15 protein-coding genes and 11 tRNA genes are annotated in these 16,605 nt (G+C 41.7%); 24 read left to right on the top strand and 2 right to left on the bottom strand.

All coding sequences use genetic code 11. From position 1 onward, the window contains the following. Window positions 1–280: 280 nt before the first annotated feature. The 6 genes from ACIFOT_RS31710 (at window position 281) to ACIFOT_RS31685 (ending at window position 7,216) form a co-directional block, all read left to right on the top strand. Window positions 281–1,360, top strand: a complete 1,080-nt coding sequence (locus tag ACIFOT_RS31710) for a D-alanine--D-alanine ligase (RefSeq protein ID WP_430072812.1) — start codon at window positions 281–283, stop codon at window positions 1,358–1,360. A gap of 70 nt (window positions 1,361–1,430) precedes the next feature. Beyond that, a complete protein-coding gene (locus tag ACIFOT_RS31705; RefSeq protein WP_430072809.1) occupies window positions 1,431–2,810 on the top strand; it encodes a UDP-N-acetylmuramoyl-tripeptide--D-alanyl-D-alanine ligase in 1,380 nt (459 codons plus the stop codon). Window positions 2,811–2,835: 25 nt separating this feature from the next. Further along, window positions 2,836–3,525 carry an alpha/beta hydrolase gene (locus ACIFOT_RS31700; protein WP_430072806.1) on the top strand — a complete coding sequence of 230 codons (690 nt, stop codon included), beginning with the start codon at window positions 2,836–2,838 and terminating at the stop codon, window positions 3,523–3,525. A 262-nt stretch (window positions 3,526–3,787) separates the two neighbouring features. Further along, on the top strand, window positions 3,788–5,212 hold the full coding sequence (locus tag ACIFOT_RS31695; RefSeq protein ID WP_430072817.1) for a DEAD/DEAH box helicase: 1,425 nt from the start codon (window positions 3,788–3,790) through the stop codon (window positions 5,210–5,212). An 80-nt stretch (window positions 5,213–5,292) separates the two neighbouring features. Next, complete coding sequence (locus ACIFOT_RS31690; protein ID WP_430072803.1) at window positions 5,293–5,772, top strand: PH domain-containing protein; 480 nt, start codon at window positions 5,293–5,295, stop codon at window positions 5,770–5,772. Then, window positions 5,765–7,216: a PH domain-containing protein gene (locus ACIFOT_RS31685; protein WP_430072800.1), complete on the top strand. Its 1,452-nt coding sequence runs from the start codon at window positions 5,765–5,767 to the stop codon at window positions 7,214–7,216. Before ACIFOT_RS31690 ends, ACIFOT_RS31685 begins: the two co-directional genes overlap by 8 nt. 17 nt (window positions 7,217–7,233) lie before the next feature. Here ACIFOT_RS31685 and ACIFOT_RS31680 read toward each other — a convergent pair whose 3' ends face one another. Continuing rightward, window positions 7,234–7,962, bottom strand: coding sequence for a rhomboid family intramembrane serine protease (locus ACIFOT_RS31680; RefSeq protein ID WP_430072797.1), 729 nt, complete (start codon window positions 7,960–7,962; stop codon window positions 7,234–7,236). A 91-nt stretch (window positions 7,963–8,053) separates the two neighbouring features. Between ACIFOT_RS31680 and acpS the strand changes: the two genes are divergently transcribed. The 6 genes from acpS (at window position 8,054) to ACIFOT_RS31650 (ending at window position 14,552) form a co-directional block, all read left to right on the top strand. Beyond that, the gene (gene acpS / locus ACIFOT_RS31675) at window positions 8,054–8,401 is read left to right on the top strand and encodes a holo-ACP synthase (protein WP_430072794.1); all 348 of its coding nucleotides are present in this window, start codon (window positions 8,054–8,056) and stop codon (window positions 8,399–8,401) included. Between the two features lie 158 nt (window positions 8,402–8,559). Beyond that, a complete protein-coding gene (locus ACIFOT_RS31670) occupies window positions 8,560–9,570 on the top strand; it encodes a LolA family protein (RefSeq protein ID WP_430072791.1) in 1,011 nt (336 codons plus the stop codon). A gap of 86 nt (window positions 9,571–9,656) precedes the next feature. Next, a complete protein-coding gene (alr, locus tag ACIFOT_RS31665; RefSeq protein WP_430072788.1) occupies window positions 9,657–10,820 on the top strand; it encodes an alanine racemase in 1,164 nt (387 codons plus the stop codon). A gap of 184 nt (window positions 10,821–11,004) precedes the next feature. Further along, a complete protein-coding gene (locus ACIFOT_RS31660) occupies window positions 11,005–11,286 on the top strand; it encodes a CopG family ribbon-helix-helix protein (RefSeq protein WP_223596333.1) in 282 nt (93 codons plus the stop codon). Between the two features lie 4 nt (window positions 11,287–11,290). Further along, entirely contained in the window at window positions 11,291–11,641 is a 351-nt protein-coding gene (gene ndoA, locus ACIFOT_RS31655) for a type II toxin-antitoxin system endoribonuclease NdoA (RefSeq protein ID WP_007083556.1), read from the top strand. A 751-nt stretch (window positions 11,642–12,392) separates the two neighbouring features. Next, window positions 12,393–14,552: a Tex family protein gene (locus ACIFOT_RS31650; RefSeq protein WP_430072815.1), complete on the top strand. Its 2,160-nt coding sequence runs from the start codon at window positions 12,393–12,395 to the stop codon at window positions 14,550–14,552. Between the two features lie 20 nt (window positions 14,553–14,572). Here ACIFOT_RS31650 and cmpA read toward each other — a convergent pair whose 3' ends face one another. Further along, the gene (gene cmpA, locus ACIFOT_RS31645; RefSeq protein ID WP_223596335.1) at window positions 14,573–14,686 is read right to left on the bottom strand and encodes a cortex morphogenetic protein CmpA; all 114 of its coding nucleotides are present in this window, start codon (window positions 14,684–14,686) and stop codon (window positions 14,573–14,575) included. Between the two features lie 96 nt (window positions 14,687–14,782). Here cmpA and ACIFOT_RS31640 point away from each other — a divergent pair, with 96 nt between their 5' ends. From ACIFOT_RS31640 to ACIFOT_RS31585, 12 genes are all read left to right on the top strand, one after another. Next, window positions 14,783–15,256, top strand: coding sequence for a SprT family protein (locus ACIFOT_RS31640; protein ID WP_430072783.1), 474 nt, complete (start codon window positions 14,783–14,785; stop codon window positions 15,254–15,256). Between the two features lie 117 nt (window positions 15,257–15,373). After that, window positions 15,374–15,448 (top strand) — tRNA-Asn (locus tag ACIFOT_RS31635). Window positions 15,449–15,452: 4 nt separating this feature from the next. Continuing rightward, window positions 15,453–15,543: transfer RNA gene (locus ACIFOT_RS31630), tRNA-Ser, on the top strand. 9 nt (window positions 15,544–15,552) lie between these two features. Continuing rightward, window positions 15,553–15,624 (top strand) — tRNA-Glu (locus ACIFOT_RS31625). 50 nt (window positions 15,625–15,674) lie between these two features. After that, window positions 15,675–15,751, top strand: a tRNA-Asp gene (locus ACIFOT_RS31620). A 20-nt stretch (window positions 15,752–15,771) separates the two neighbouring features. After that, window positions 15,772–15,846, top strand: a tRNA-Gln gene (locus ACIFOT_RS31615). A 37-nt stretch (window positions 15,847–15,883) separates the two neighbouring features. Further along, window positions 15,884–15,959, top strand: a tRNA-Lys gene (locus tag ACIFOT_RS31610). A gap of 10 nt (window positions 15,960–15,969) precedes the next feature. Continuing rightward, window positions 15,970–16,054 (top strand) — tRNA-Leu (locus ACIFOT_RS31605). Window positions 16,055–16,115: 61 nt separating this feature from the next. Continuing rightward, a tRNA-Leu gene (locus ACIFOT_RS31600) sits at window positions 16,116–16,201 on the top strand. Between the two features lie 72 nt (window positions 16,202–16,273). Further along, window positions 16,274–16,350 (top strand) — tRNA-Arg (locus tag ACIFOT_RS31595). A gap of 6 nt (window positions 16,351–16,356) precedes the next feature. Then, a tRNA-Pro gene (locus ACIFOT_RS31590) sits at window positions 16,357–16,433 on the top strand. Window positions 16,434–16,448: 15 nt separating this feature from the next. Next, window positions 16,449–16,522, top strand: a tRNA-Gly gene (locus tag ACIFOT_RS31585). Window positions 16,523–16,605: the final 83 nt, after the last annotated feature.

The raw sequence follows: 16,605 nt of genomic DNA, 5'->3' as shown, positions 1-16,605 counted from the left end.
GCAGGGGAGACCCCGCAGGCGCATATGCGCCGAGGAGGCTCCCCGGACCGCCCGCGGAAAGCGAAGCGTCTGGAGCGGAAATCAACAGCCAAATTTAACATAGCTAAAAAATAGTCCCGCCATGGGACTATTTTTCATGATGATTTGTTTTTAAGCAAGCAGTATTGTTCATAAACTAAGCAATAGAGAAAAACATATAAAATGGGATATTACACATTTCCTTTATTAATTAATAAAGTGTTAAAATATACGTGAATGAGAATATGGAGGTTTGTTTCGAATGAAAACAAAACTAGGTTTGTTATATGGAGGAAAATCCGCTGAACATCAGGTTTCCCTGCAGACGGCATTAGCGGTAATCAAAGCATTAGACCTTGAAAAATTTGATATTCATCCTATTTACATAAACACGAGCGGACAGTGGATTAAAGGACCGCAGTTAAGTGAGCCGCCAGCAAATGTCAAAGCACTTGAATTCTCACAAGGAAATCAATTGTCGCCATTATCCTTGGCACCGTCCCTTTTCCAAGCGGAGAAACAAGAAAGAGAACCGTTGGATGTCATTTTTCCATTGCTGCATGGACCTAACGGTGAAGATGGAACAGTGCAAGGCTTGTTGGAACTATTAAACTTGCCGTACGTCGGAAATGGGGTTCTTGCTTCATCCGCTGGAATGGATAAGGTGATAATGAAGAATGTGTTTGCGCAAGCTGGGCTCTCGCAAGTAAACTATGTCGCTTTTATTAAAAGTGAATGGGCGAAGGCGAAGGATGAGTCTTATGCGAAGGTGGAGACAGAGCTTGGCTATCCTTGCTTTGTGAAGCCGGCGAATCTTGGCTCGAGTGTCGGCATCAGTAAATGCCGAAACCGCACTGAGTTAGAGGCAGCGTTCGTTGAGGCCTTCCAATTTGACCGCAAAGTCATTATTGAAGAGGGTGTTATTGCCCGTGAGATTGAGGTGGGCGTTCTCGGCAATGACGAGCCTGAAGTCTCGGTTGCCGGTGAAATTGTGCCGAAAACGGACTTTTATGATTATAAGGCAAAGTATGAGGATGGCGATACAGCCCTAATTATTCCTGCCGATATTACTGATGAGGAATACGCTGAGATTAAGGAAATGGCCATCGGAGCCTTTAAAGCATTGGATTGTTCCGGTCTTGTACGCGCCGATTTCTTTTTAACGAAAGAAGGCAAGGTTCTAATTAATGAGGTAAATACAATGCCAGGTTTTACGCCATTCAGTATGTTCCCGCTATTGTGGAAGCACACCGGGGTCGAGTACCCGCAGTTAATCGAACGACTTGTAAATCTTGCAGAAGAAAGACATGCTGAGAAACAAAATATTAAATACACGTTCTAATCAAAACAACAGGTGACACGGCGGGACTGCCGTGTCCATTTACATTTATTAATAAAGGAGGGTATCAACAATGATAAAACGTTCTTTACAGCAAGTTGCTGAAATGGTTTCTGCAAAAAATGATATCACCTCGTTTGCTAATACCATTATTTCTGGTGTTTCAATTGATTCCCGTAAAATAAGAGCAGGGAACCTGTTCGTTCCGTTTAAAGGAGAACAGGCTGATGGACATAAATATGTGGAGGATGCTATCCATAAGGGAGCGGCTGCTGCCCTTTGGCAGAGTGATGTACCGAATCCGCCGGCCCATTTGCCAATCTTGATTGTCGAAGACTGCCTGATAGCCTTACAGGAATTAGCGCGTAAGTACCGAAAAGAGCTAGCCGTGAAAGTCGTAGGGATCACGGGAAGTAACGGAAAAACAACCACAAAAGATATGACGGCGGGAATTTTATCAACCCAATATAAAGTTCAAAAAACGGAAGGGAATTATAATAACCATATTGGTCTGCCGTTAACCGTTTTAGGCTTGGATGAGGACACGGAAATTGCTGTCTTGGAAATGGGGATGAGCGGCCGGGGAGAAATTGAATTTTTAACGAAGCTCGCATGCCCTGATGCTGTCGTGATTACAAACATTGGGGAATCACATCTTTTGGACCTTGGCTCCCGTGAAGGAATTGCCGAAGCTAAGCTTGAGATCCTCCAAGGCCTGCAAGATGGCGGCATCGCCGTCCTGCATGGTGACGAGCCGCTGCTCATGGAACGGATTCAACAATTTAAAGGAAATATCCAAGTTCAAACGTTTGGCAGAACGGATGAAAATGATTTCTATCCAACTGAAATTATTCAACTGGAGCAGGGGAACCGTTTTTCCATTAATGCCGCAAATGGATGGTTTGAACTGCCCGTGTTAGGAACTCATAATATTTTAAATGCTTTGGCATCGATGCTAATTGCCCGTTATTTTTCAATCTCTTTTGAAAAAATAAATGAAGGGCTAAAAGGGATTAAACTGACAAATATGCGCATGGAGCTAGTAGAAGGCAGTCACGGAGAAAAAATTATCAATGATGCTTACAATGCCAGTCCAACATCAATGCTCGCAGCGATTGAACTCGTTGCAAACCTTCAAGGTTATGAGCGGAAAGTCCTTGTTCTTGGCGACATGCTAGAGCTTGGGCCTGAAGAGGAGCAGTATCATTTTCAAATTGGAGAACGCTTAAGCAGCGATAAAATTGATTTTCTATTTACCTATGGAAACTTAGGCAGACATATTGCCAAAGGGGCAAGCCAAAAGCTTGGCGAAGAAAGAGTTTTTGCCTATTCTGAAAAACGCGAGCTCCTTCAAGAATTAGAGCGGTATGTAAACGATAAAACATTGGTGCTCATCAAGGCATCAAGAGGGATGAGATTAGAAGAAATCGTCACAGCTCTTCAAGGTAAATAATGGTATTAACGGCAGGTGAGCGATTATGATTGGCTGTTTATGTATTCATGGTTTTACGGGTGCGCCTTATGAAGTAGAACCGCTTGTAGAATACTTGAAAGAGCGAACGGATTGGATATTCAGTGTTCCGACCCTGCCTGGTCATGGTGAGTCGGGGTCGTTAAAAGGGATCCACTTTGACGAGTGGATTCATCATGCCGAGGAAGAATTGAAAAGTCTTATCGAAGTTTGTGATACCGTGTATGTGATTGGCTTTTCCATGGGCGGCATGATTGCCAGCTTTCTAGCAGCCCAATATCGTGTGGACAAGCTTGTTTTATTAAGTGCGGCTGCCTTTTATGTGAATCCTAAACAATTGGCTGCTGATATTTTCTCTGTCCTGAAGGATTCAGTAAATGGAAACTTACAGAAGAATGAATTATTTCAGCGCTATAAAAGAAAAATAACAGAAACCCCACTTGCGGCCACCTTGCAATTCCGTCGTCTTGTTTCCTTTATCAAACCTATGCTGCATCAGGTACAGACGCCGACTTTAATCGCACAAGGAGAGTGTGACGGGATTGTGCCGCCGAAAAGTGCTGAATACTTATATCAGACGATTGGTGCTAATCAAAAAAAACTCACGTATATTAAACAGTCGAAACATCATATTTGTCATTGCGAGGAAAAAGAGGCCCTATTTTCCCAAGTATTGGATTTTTTGATGAAGCAGTAAGGATGTATAGAATTTGTCTTTATTGCATTATACTAATGAAAATGGTATGATTATCATCAACGTGTCTAAAGAACGATGAAAATAGGGCATACTCCTTTGGAGAATGTCTTTTTTTTGGTAAAATAATGATGTAACTGATGCGTATCGGAAAAAATATTCAGCACGATATAAAATATTTTCATATAGATGAAGGAGATTGAAAACATTGACGAAGTTTCAAGACTTAGGCCTAAGTCAGGCCACTTTAAAAGCTGTCCTCAAAATGGGTTTTGAGGAAGCGACCCCAATCCAAGCAGAAACGATTCCATTGAGCCTAGAAAATAAAGACTTGATCGGCCAAGCTCAAACAGGAACTGGTAAAACCGCTGCATTTGGAATTCCATTGGTTGAAAAAATTGATACGACTGCTGATGCGATCCAAGGGATTATTATTGCACCAACTCGGGAATTAGCGATTCAAGTATCAGAGGAACTTTATAAAATCGGAGCGGGTAAAAGAGTTCGCGTGCTTCCAATTTATGGAGGACAGGATATTGGACGCCAAATCCGTTCATTAAAGAAAGCTCCTCACATTATTGTTGGGACTCCTGGACGTGTGTTAGACCATATCAACAGAAAGACAATGCGCTTAGATACTGTTAACACAGTTATTCTTGATGAAGCAGATGAAATGTTAAATATGGGATTCATTGAAGATATTGAGTCTATTCTTGCATCTACACCTGCTGAGCGTCAAACATTACTTTTCTCAGCTACAATGCCGGGACCAATTCAAAGAATGGCTGAGAAATTCATGAAGGACCCTCAGATTGTTCGTGTGAAAACGAAAGAAATGACGGTTCCATTAATTGAACAGTACTATCTTGAAACACAAGAGAAAAACAAATTTGATGTGTTAACAAGACTATTGGATATTCAATCACCGGAGCTGGCGATTGTTTTTGGACGTACTAAACGCCGTGTCGATGAATTATCTGAGGCATTGAACCTAAGAGGTTATACGGCAGAAGGTATTCATGGCGACCTAAGCCAGGCAAAGCGTCTGCAGGTTCTTCGTAAATTTAAAGAAGGAACAATTGATGTTCTTGTCGCAACAGACGTAGCAGCACGTGGTCTTGATATCTCTGGCGTTACCCATGTATACAATTTCGATATTCCGCAGGATCCAGAAAGCTATGTTCACCGTATTGGACGTACTGGCCGTGCCGGAAAAACAGGCGTAGCAATGACATTCATTACACCACGTGAAAAGTCTTACCTTTCTGTGGTTGAAAAAACAACGAAACGCAAAATGGAAAGAATGAAGGCACCAACTCTTGATGAAGCGTTAGAAGGCCAACAACGTGCAGTTGTTGACAAGATCACGCAAACAATTGAGTCCAACAATCTTCATTATTACAAAGCTGCTGCAGATGAATTGTTAGAAGCAAATGATGCAACAACAGTTGTTGCCGCAGTACTGAAGATGTTAACAAAAGAACCGGATACAACTCCAGTTAAATTAACAGATGAAGCACCTCTTCCGCAAAAACGGGAAAGAAAGCCGTATAATGATCGTGACCGCCGCCGCAAGGATGATTCACGCGGCTATAGCTCGGATCGCCGAAAAAAAGCACCGGTAAAGCCAAGAACTGGTGAAAAAAGAACTGGCGGTAAATCATCAAAGCCAAGAAGCTTTAACCATTGAGACAAAAAGCATGGATATTATATCCATGCTTTTTTGAGTATACTAATTGGGATGTTAGTTCAGGAGGAGGGGAGGGTTCTGTGTTCTCTGAACCGCAAAAACGAATTTCTGCAAAAGCCCTAAAGGTGTGGCGCATCTCGGGTATCATTAAGTCAGCAATTGGCTGGTCGATAACCGCTTTATTCCTTTTCCTCATACATATTTTCGACTGGCCATTTTGGATTTCCGTCCTCTTAATCGTGCTTGGAGTGATTTTTCCCTTTTTACATATTATTCTATTTCCTGCTTTAAGATGGAAGCGCTGGCGATATGAGGTGCGCGAAGAGGAAATTGAATTGCAAGAAGGAATTTTTATCATCAGCCGCACGCTAGTCCCGATGGTTCGGGTCCAGCATGTGGATACCGTGCAGGGGCCAATTTTACGAAAATATAAGCTTGCCTCTGTGGTTGTTCATACGGCCGCTACGGCCCATGAGATTCCTGCCCTGGAAGAGAGCGAAGCAGAGGAATTGCGATTCTTTATTTCAAAATTGGCAAGGGTGGCGGAAGAAGATGTCTAAACCGAAACGGCTTCATCCAATAGCAAGTGTGATTCAAACTGGTAAGAGATTAAAAGGTCTTACCCTGCCTGGGATTGCCTTTATCATCTCTGTTGGCCGGCATGGCAAGGAAGGTTTAGCGGGTTCTTTGGTCATTACGTTAGTCGTTGTTTTGATTATTTTATTAACAGGGATAGTATCCTGGTTAAGGTTTACTTTTCGTTTCGAAAACGATGAACTTCGGATTGAACATGGAGTCTTTATCCGCAAGAAACGTTATATTCCATTTGAACGGATTCAAAGCATCGATTTGACTGAAGGGATTTTGCAGCGAATATTTGGATTAGTGAAGGTGCAAATTGAAACTGCTGGCGGCGGTGGAGGTGAGGAGGCCGAAGCAGTCCTTTCGGCCATTTCCAAAGAAGAAGCTATGCTGATTAAAGAGTATGTAGCCGCCGCAAAAAATCGAGGAGCGAGTGAGACGCAGTTTGTTCAAGAAGGACAGCCCGTTTTTAAAATTTCTTTCGGCCATTTAATGATTCTATCATTAACATCAGGCGGCATCGGAGTTGTGATATCTGCCGTATTTGCGTTGCTTTCGCAATTAGACGACCTCATTCCATTTCAACGATTATTTGGCGGTTTTGAAAAATGGGCGGTACATAATTTATTTATCATCGCCATCATCGTGTTTCTTGGGTTTTTCCTTGCATGGCTGATCGCACTGGTCATGACGATGCTGAGGTATGCAAATTTTACCGTGATGAAAACAGAAAAAGATTTCATCATTTCACAGGGATTGTTAGAAAAAAGACAAATCACCATTCCTTTGAACCGCATACAAGCTATCCGCGTTAGTGAAACTCTTGTCAGGCACTTCCTCGGTTATGGCACTGTCACTATTGAAAGTGCAGGCGGTTCCATAGCGAATCTCGAAGGTGCAAATGTCACTCTTTTGCCGATTGTAAGAGTGAAGCAAATTCAATCAATGATCGAGCCTCATTTACCTGATTATATCTTTGCGAATTCTTTCAACCCAGCCCCTAAACGGGCGATGTGGCGGTATATTTTACGCACCTGGTACTTCGTGATTCCCATTGTCCTTATTTCGCTTATCTTTTTAAAAGTATGGGGTATGCTTTCTTTCATTTTATTAGCGCTTGTAACCAATTGGGCTATATTAAAATACAAGGCTGCTGGCTGGGCTCTCAATGAGCAGCAGCTAAGTCTGAGGTTTCAGTTTATAAAACGAACAACCGTTTTTATGAAGAAAAATAAAATTCAGAGCTTAGAAACTAGGGAAAGCCCCTTTCAGCGGAAACGAAACCTAGGAACCATCGAAGCCAATGTTAAATCGGGAGTCGGTGTTGGAGGCGGGTCTGTCATTGATTTAGAAAAAAGTGATATAGAGAAAATCTTTGAATGGTATTCAAGAAATAAAAAAGGGGACTGCACCGAGGTTTAGCTTCGTTGGCAATCCCTTTACCTTTGCGCTAAGAAAACAATAATGGCGATAATAATAATCGCTCCCCAAATAATAAGCTTTATAGGAGATTGAAAAGACAAATTTTTTCTTTGGCTCCCAGCCCAGCTTGCCGTTACATAAATGGAATCCGCCAAATCTTTTTTATTAAAATAAGGAATGGCGCCAAGTAAAAATCCGCCAAGCAGCCCAAACAAATGGGCAGTGATGTTTATATTTGGCTGTAAAAAGGTCATGATCACACTGACAACAGAAATGGTAATAATAATTTGAGAATTTTGTTTTGTAAGCATATGCTTCCGAAAAATAATAATCGCAATGTAATATCCAAACAGTCCAAATATTGCACCACTTGAGCCAACATGCATGTACGATTTCGGCTCAAGAAGCAGCGTTGCTAGATTGGCGATGAGTCCACTGGCGAGATATACGAAAATAAATCTTCCGGTTCCAAGCATACGCTCAAGGGCCGGCCCAAATAACACAAGCGAAAAACTATTAAACAGCATATGTGAAAAACTGCCGTGCATGAATGTCGGTGTAATCAGTCTCCAATATTCCCCTTCCATAATATAAAGATTGACGCCGGAAAGGTTTTCGAAGAACCAATCGTTTGGAAACATTGGTAAAATAGTTAAAAGATATAATCCTACATGAATGGCAATAATAATAGAAACAATCGGATAAAAGCGGATAAATTCACGAAAGCTTTCGGTTCTGGTAAACATTATATGACCTCCTCTCATTACCATCATAAACAGAATTGCTATCTTGTACACTAATATGCTAGTAAGAATTTAAATAGAAGGAAGAGAAACGATGATTAAAGGGATTGGCATTGATATTATTGAACTTTCCAGGATTCAGGAATTGCTAAATAGACAGGGGAAATTTGCGGAGAGGATTTTAACTGCCCGTGAAAAGGATTCGCTTGAAACTCTCTCTGAACGCCGTAAAGTTGAATTTCTAGCAGGAAGATTTGCTGCAAAAGAGGCTTTTTCCAAAGCCTTTGGTACTGGAATCGGCAAGGAGTTATCCTTTTTAGATATCGAAATTGCTTCAGATTCATTTGGTAAGCCTATTATCGTTAAACCTGAGATTAGAGCGCATTTATCTATTTCACACAGTCGGGATTATGCAGTTGCTCAAGTGGTGATAGAAGAATAAGGATATATTTTTTAAACAGCTTGGCAATCTCCTTATCATAAACCCAAAGGTTGTCTCATATATTCATAGGGAAATAGGAGAGACAAGGTCAGCTATGGGCATTCCCTGCCTTTCTCTTCTTATAATCATATGAAATGAGACAAGAAGGGGTTGAAGGAATGAGGAAAAAGTTGTTGCTGCTCATGACGGGACTGATGGTCATCTTCATGCTTGCTGCCTGTGGCTCTAAATCGCAAGAGGATGTGGTAAAGGAGCTAAATGGTAAACTGGGAGATCTGTCCGGTTATAAGGTCAATGCCAAAATGACATTAAAAATGGGCTCCGATTCTCAAGTTTATAACGTTGAAATCTGGCATAAAGATCCTACCTTTTATCGAGTAAATTTGAAAAATGCCGAAAAGGATCAAAGCCAAATGATCTTGCGTAATGAACAAGGGGTATTTGTCTTAACGCCTGCGCTAAATAAAAGCTTCCGCTTCCAAAGCGATTGGCCGCAAAACAGCAGCCAAGCTTACTTGTATGAATCGTTAATCAAGGATATTGTCGCTGATAAAAGCGCTAAATTCTCGACAACAAAGGATTACTATGTATTTGAAACGAAAACCCGTTATCAAAACAATAGTATGCTTCCATTCCAGGAAATTAAGTTGAATAAAAAAGATTTATCACCAGCTGTTGTCAAAGTGATGGATCCTGATCGAAATGCTCTGGTAACAGTGGAGTTCTCCAAGGTGAAATTTAACGCCAGCTTCGACAAGGACGCTTTCGATATGAAGAAGAACATGACCCGCGCTCAGCTTCATTTACCGGCCATGGCGGACGGCGGCGACAAGGCCTTCACGGTGAAGTATCCAACGGCTGAGCTTAAAGGAACGAAGTTAATCGGGGAAAAAGAAGTGAAGATCAAAAATGGAAAAAGGGTCGTCCTCACCTATGATGGCAAAAAATCATTTACACTCGTCCAAGAAAAAGTAACGGTAAAAGAAGCAACAGCTCCTACCTATGTCGAAGGAGATATCGTTGATTTAGGATTAACTATCGGAGCAGTAACCGATCATTCAATCTCCTGGTCACATGATGGCGTCGATTACATGATTGCTTCGAAAAACCTATCCAAAGAAGAATTAATTGATGTTGCACAATCTGTTCAAGGCGATGCGGTAAAATAAACGCTTACGTTACAGGCTCTATCCTAGAGCCTGTTTTTTTATGGTAATATATAATAATGTGATAACTCATTTTAGGAAGTGGAATTATGGAAAGTCTTGATCATTTTTATCGCGATACTTGGGCTGAAGTGGATTTAGATTGTATAAAAGCAAATGTTACCTCCATTAAAAATCAACTCCCTAAAGAGGTTGATATCATCGCGGTTGTGAAAGCCAATGCTTACGGACATGGAGATGCTAAGGTGGCTGAAACCGCTTTGGCCGCAGGGGCTGCTTATTTAGCAGTTGCATTTATGGATGAAGCCATCGCATTACGAAAAAAAGGCATTCAAGCTCCCATTCTCGTATTAGGTGCCTCGCGTCCACAAGATGTGCAAATGGCTGCAAAAAATCAGATCACTCTCACTGTTTTCCAAAAAGAATGGCTTGAGGAGGCCAAAAAACATTTGCAAGCCGATGAGAAGCTAACCGTTCATATAAAAGTTGATACGGGCATGGGGAGACTTGGCATTCGCACCGGCGAAGAGTTAAAAGAATTGGAGCAAATGATTTTGAATGAGGCAGGGTTTCTTTTGGAAGGAATCTATACTCATTTTGCGACTGCTGATGAACTGGATCAAACCTATTTTCAGCAGCAATTAGCTGCGTTTGAAAACGTGCTGACAGCGTTAACGAAACGGCCGAAATTTGTTCACTCCAGCAATAGTGCCGCTGCCATTCGTTTTCCGAAAGCTTACTTTAATGCAGTGCGTCTTGGGATTGCGATGTACGGCTTAACACCATCGCTTGAGATGGAAAAAGAAATTCCATTTTCTTTAGAAGAGGCCTTTTCATTAAAGGCCCGGCTTGTCCATGTGAAAAAGCTTCAAAAAGGCGATAAAGTGAGTTATGGGGCAACGTATGAAGCAGGTAAAGATGAATGGATTGGAACGATTCCCATCGGTTATGCTGACGGCTGGATTCGTAAGTTGTCCGGCCAAGAAGTTCTTGTGGATGGGAAGCGGGTGCCGATTGTTGGGAGAATATGTATGGATCAATGCATGATTCGTCTTCCTTATGAGGTTCCGGTTGGAACAATTGTAACGTTAATCGGGTCAGACGGTAACCAAACGATATCAATCAATGATATTGCTGCCAAATTGGAAACGATTAATTACGAAATCCCTTGTATGGTAGCAGGGCGTGTTCCGCGGCTTTACAAAAAAGGCGGTAAAATTGTCGAGATAAAAAATTACTTGCTCGATGAATAACAGGGTTAAAAAAAGAAATTTTAACATATTTATGATATTGCGGTTGTTTATGCATAAAAGAGGCTTTTATTGGCTTATAATACAGTAGAATTATATTTAGTCTATGAATTGGGCTCGTTTAGTGTTATTATAAAATATGGTACAGATAAAAAATGGTGTGTAGTGATGGTGGAGGTGTATGTTTGTGTCTGAAACTGGCGCAACTACGGAAATCTTAGTGAAGTTACCGCAACACTTATTAACTGAGTTAGATGGTTTCGTAAAGCAAGAAAATGTAAACCGAAGCGAGTTTATCTACCAGGCAACAAAAATGTATTTACGCGAACGTAAAAAGAGACAAATTCGCGAGTCCATGAGACGAGGATACATGGAAATGGCAAAGATTAATCTTCGAATTGCATCTGAAGCATTTCAAGCAGAATATGAGGCAGAACATACAGTTGAACGTCTTGTAAGCGGAGGATAAACCTTTGATTGTCAAGCGTGGTGACGTATATTTCGCGGACCTATCCCCAGTTGTTGGTTCAGAACAAGGCGGCGTCCGTCCTGTACTTGTCATCCAAAACGACATCGGGAATCGGTTTAGTCCCACAGTGATTGTTGCAGCGATTACAGCTCAAATACAAAAAGCGAAGCTCCCAACTCATGTAGAAATTGATGCGAAGCGCTACGGATTTGAACGGGATTCGGTCATTCTGTTAGAGCAAATTCGTACAATTGATAAGCAGCGGTTAACCGATAAAATTACCCATCTCGATGACGAAATGATGGAAAAAGTGGATGAAGCCTTGCAAGTCAGCTTAGGTCTCATCGAATTTTAGTTAAATGAACGCTCTTTTAAAAGAGCGTTTTTTCATACATATTCTGCCCTTAAACTTAATACTGCTTAGAAGCAAGCTTTCGTGGCTTGCTTTTTTTTATAATAATTTAAGTGGGCCTCACAGTGCCTGAGAAGGAGAAAAAAGAAAGGTAGCGGTCACTCTGAGCGGAACACAGTGCCCGTGAAGGTGAAAAAAGAAAGGTAGCGGTCACTCTGAGCGGAACACAGTGCCCGTGAAGGTGAAAAAAGGAGTGTTGCGGTCACTCTGAGCGGAACACAGTGCCCGTGAAGGCGAAAAAAGAAGGTAGTGGTCACTCTGGGCGATTCATAAAGCCCGTGAGCAAGAAAAAAGAGAAGCGGCGGTCGATAAAAGCGGTTCATAAAGCCCGTAAGCAAGAAAAAAGAGAAGCGGCGGTCGATAAGAGCGATTCATAAAGCCTGTGAACAATAAAAAAGAGGAGAGCCGGTCGATAAGAACGGTTCATAAAGCCCGTGAACAAGAAAAAGGAAGAGTGTCGGTCGATAAGAACGGTTCATAAAGCCTGTGAACAAGAGCTGGTCGATAAGGACGGTTCATAAAGCCCGTGAACAAGAAAAAAGAAGAGTGTCGGTCGATGAGAGCACTTCAAAATATCCGCAACCATGAAAAAGTCGGTCATGAAAAAAGGGGGCAACGCTCGTTTAATGAAACGACCCTGCTAATTTGATACAATAAGAAAAAAGATTGGAGGACTATTCTTGTGACTGAAACAATGATAAAAGAAGATCAGTTGTTAGGGAAAATTGCCACCGAACTTGCTATTCCCTACAAGCAAGTTAAAAATGTTATATCTCTATTAAATGAAGGAAATACAGTACCATTTATTGCACGCTACCGAAAAGAAATGACCGGCGCTCTCGATGAAGTACAAATCCGCAATATCCTAGAACGCTGGCAATACATACAAAACCTTGAACAAAGAAAAGAAGAAGTTATCCGCATCATCGCTGAACAGGGTAAATTAACCGATGAACTCCAGCAGAATATAACGAAGGCTGAAAAACTTCAAGAGATAGAAGACTTATATCGTCCATACAAACAGAAAAGACGAACCAAGGCCACCATCGCAAAAGAAAAAGGTCTCGAGCCATTGGCCGAGTGGCTGCTAACTTTTTCGAATGAAAATATCGATGAGAAAGCAAGGGAGTTTTTATCCGAGGAAAAAGAGGTCCTAACGATTGAAGAGGCTATCGCAGGTGCTAAAGACATCATCGCTGAAATGGTATCTGATGATGCTGAAGGCCGTAAATGGATTCGTAAAGAAACAACCAAATCCGGTACAGTTGCCTCTACGGTAAAAGAAGCAGAAAAGGACGAGAAAAACGTTTATGAAATGTACTATGAGTACGAAGAGCCTGTAAACAAAATCGTTCCTCACCGAATATTAGCTTTAAATCGCGGCGAAAAAGAAGACATTCTTCGAGTCTCCGTAAAAATAAATCCTGACTTAATTCTGTCTTATCTATTTAAAAAATGGATCCATAAGACAAACTCATCTGCAGCGCCAATCGTATTAGAAGCAATAGAGGACAGCTACAAACGCTTGATTCAACCATCAATTGAGCGTGAAATCCGCTCTGAGTTAACAGATAAAGCAGAGGAACAAGCGATACATATTTTTTCCGAGAACCTGCGTAATTTATTGTTGCAGCCACCATTGAAGGGAAAAGTCGTCATTGGTGTCGATCCGGCTTACCGGACAGGCTGTAAATTAGCCGTGGTGGATGAAACGGGAAAAGTGTTGAAAATTGATGTGATCTATCCACATCTTTCTGATTTCAAAGCAAAAGAAGCCCGAGAAAAGTTTATTAACATCTTGCGTGAATATAAAGTAGAAATGGCGGCAATCGGGAACGGTACTGCATCAAGGGAAACAGAACAGTTTGTCGCTGATATTTTAAAAGAAATGGATGAAGAAATCTTCTATTTAATTGTCAATGAAGCTGGCGCCAGTGTTTACTCCGCCTCTGACTTGGCAAGGGAAGAATTCCCGAATTTCCAGGTTGAAGAAAGAAGCGCGGTATCTATTGCAAGACGTTTGCAGGATCCATTAGCTGAATTGGTAAAAATCGACCCGAAATCAGTCGGCGTAGGCCAATACCAGCATGATGTGTCACAAAAAAGGCTTTCAGAATCGTTGCATTTTGTCGTAGAAACTGCGGTTAACCGGGTAGGCGTAAATGTGAATACCGCGTCATCCTCTCTTTTACAATATGTTGCGGGTCTTAACAAAACAGCTGCAAACAATATTGTCAAAATGAGAGAAGAGACAGGTAAATTCACAAGCAGGATTCAGTTGAAGAAAGTGCCCCGCCTTGGTGCGAAAACCTATGAACAGGCCATTGGCTTTTTACGGGTAATAGATGGTAAACAGCCGCTAGACCGGACAGGAATTCATCCGGAAAACTATGACGAGGTAAAGAAACTATTAGCAAAACTGGGCTTTACTACGGACGATTTAGGTTCCGAAGAGTTAAAAGCTGCATTAAGCGGTCTTGACCTAAAGTCTGTTTCTGAAGAATTGTCGATTGGCGAATTAACGTTAAAAGATATCGTCGATGCTTTGGTGAGACCTGAGAGAGACCCGCGCGATGACTTACCTCGTCCACTCTTGAAAAAAGATGTATTAAAACTAGAAGACCTAAAATCCGGTATGGAGCTCCAAGGTACTGTTCGTAATGTTGTGGATTTCGGTGCATTTGTTGATATTGGTGTTAAACAAGACGGGCTTGTTCATATTTCAAAACTGAGCAACCGATTTGTAAAACATCCATTAGATATCGTATCTGTTGGCGATGTAGTTACTGTTTGGGTAGATTCCGTTGATATGAAAAAAGGCAGGGTTGCCCTAACCATGCTCCAGCCATCTTAATTCAAGAGAAAACACTGCTTTTACGAGCAGTGTTTTTTTCTGTAAAAAAACCAGCACTGGTTTAACATCTTGATCTGGTAGCGGTTCTTTTCATAGAAAGCTCTTTTCATTTGGTTTTGAAACCAAGTCGGCATAATTAAAACCTCCCGAAAAGCAATCTTCAATAAGGGTATAAACAATATATGCTATAATAGGTTGTCACGTTCTAAGAGAAAGGGAGGGGAGTTTAAGTGGATGATTCAAGTCTTCAGTTATTGGTAGAAAAAATCTCAATTAACTCATTTGGAAAATCATTTAAGCACCGTGCTTCCTTTAATCTAAGGTTAAAATCAACTGGCGGCAGATATCTTTTAAGCACACATAATATTGAAATCAACAAAAAGTATTTAGAACAGCTCGGAGAAAAAGAATTAATTGGGATTATTAAACACGAACTATGCCATTACCATCTTCATCTTGAAGGAAAAGGATATCAGCACCGTGATCAAGACTTTAAAGCCCTTTTAAAAAAAGTTGGGGCCCCTCGTTTTTGCAATCAGCTCCCAGAACGGAAAGTAAAACGTCCTCTGAAAAAAATTCTTGTCTATCAATGTACGAAATGCAAGCAATCCTATCAAAGAAAAAGAAGCATTAATACCGGTAGATATGTATGCGGGAAATGCAAAGGGAAATTGGCGAAGATACAAGAGGTGATATTAGAGTAACGTAAGATTTTGGAAAAAATCTTTATTGAAAAATCATATTGACTTTATATTAGTTCGTCATTATAATGTAAAGAGTCGACAGGGCAATCGCCTAACGTAGTCGGCAATAAAAATTATTCCGCAGTAGCTCAGTGGTAGAGCTATCGGCTGTTAACCGATCGGTCGTAGGTTCGAGTCCTACCTGCGGAGCCATATTGGGGAAGTACTCAAGAGGCTGAAGAGGCGCCCCTGCTAAGGGTGTAGGTCGGGTAACCGGCGCGAGGGTTCAAATCCCTCCTTCTCCGCCATAAAATTTTGGCCCCTTGGTCAAGCGGTTAAGACACCGCCCTTTCACGGCGGTAACACGGGTTCGAATCCCGTAGGGGTCATCAGAAATGGGGAATGAGCAAAAGGCTCATTTTCTATTTCTTAATTAATTGGTCTGGTAGTTCAGTTGGTTAGAATGCCTGCCTGTCACGCAGGAGGTCGCGGGTTCGAGTCCCGTCCAGACCGCCACTTAATTATTTTTTTGTTATTGGGCTATAGCCAAGCGGTAAGGCAACGGACTTTGACTCCGTCATGCGTTGGTTCGAATCCAGCTAGCCCAGCCATTTCTTTTATTGGGCCATTAGCTCATGAACATGAAATGAGCCATTAGCTCAGTCGGTAGAGCATCTGACTTTTAATCAGAGGGTCGAAGGTTCGAGTCCTTCATGGCTCACCATTTAAATTATGCGGGTGTGGCGGAATTGGCAGACGCACCAGACTTAGGATCTGGCGCCGCAAGGCGTGGGGGTTCGACTCCCTTCACCCGCACCATTTATTTCCTCTTGAAAAGCAATCGGTAATCTGATACAATTATCTTTGTCGCTGATTTAATGCGGTCGTGGCGGAATGGCAGACGCGCTAGGTTGAGGGCCTAGTGGGGGCAACCCCGTGGAGGTTCAAGTCCTCTCGGCCGCACCAAAAAAGATTCAAAAAAAGATTTGACAAACCAAGTTAAGTGTGATAAACTATAAAAGTTGGTTTTAACAAGATGCGCCCGTAGCTCAATTGGATAGAGCGTCTGACTACGGATCAGAAGGTTATGGGTTCGACTCCTTTCGGGCGCGCCATTATTACGAGAAGTAGCTCAGCTTGGTAGAGCACTTGGTTTGGGACCAAGGGGTCGCAGGTTCGAATCCTGTCTTCTCGACCATTCGAAATTAAATATGCGGGTGTAGTTTAGTGGTAAAACCTCAGCCTTCCAAGCTGATGTTGTGAGTTCGATTCTCATCACCCGCTCCAAATTACCTTATATGATTGTTCTTTGAAAACTAAACAAACAAAAACGTCAACAAACAATAATACTCGTTTCATTTGAAACGAGC

The sequence above is a fragment of the Neobacillus sp. NRS-1170 genome (assembly GCF_050468025.1).
This window is presented reverse-complemented; position numbering and strand designations above follow the sequence as displayed.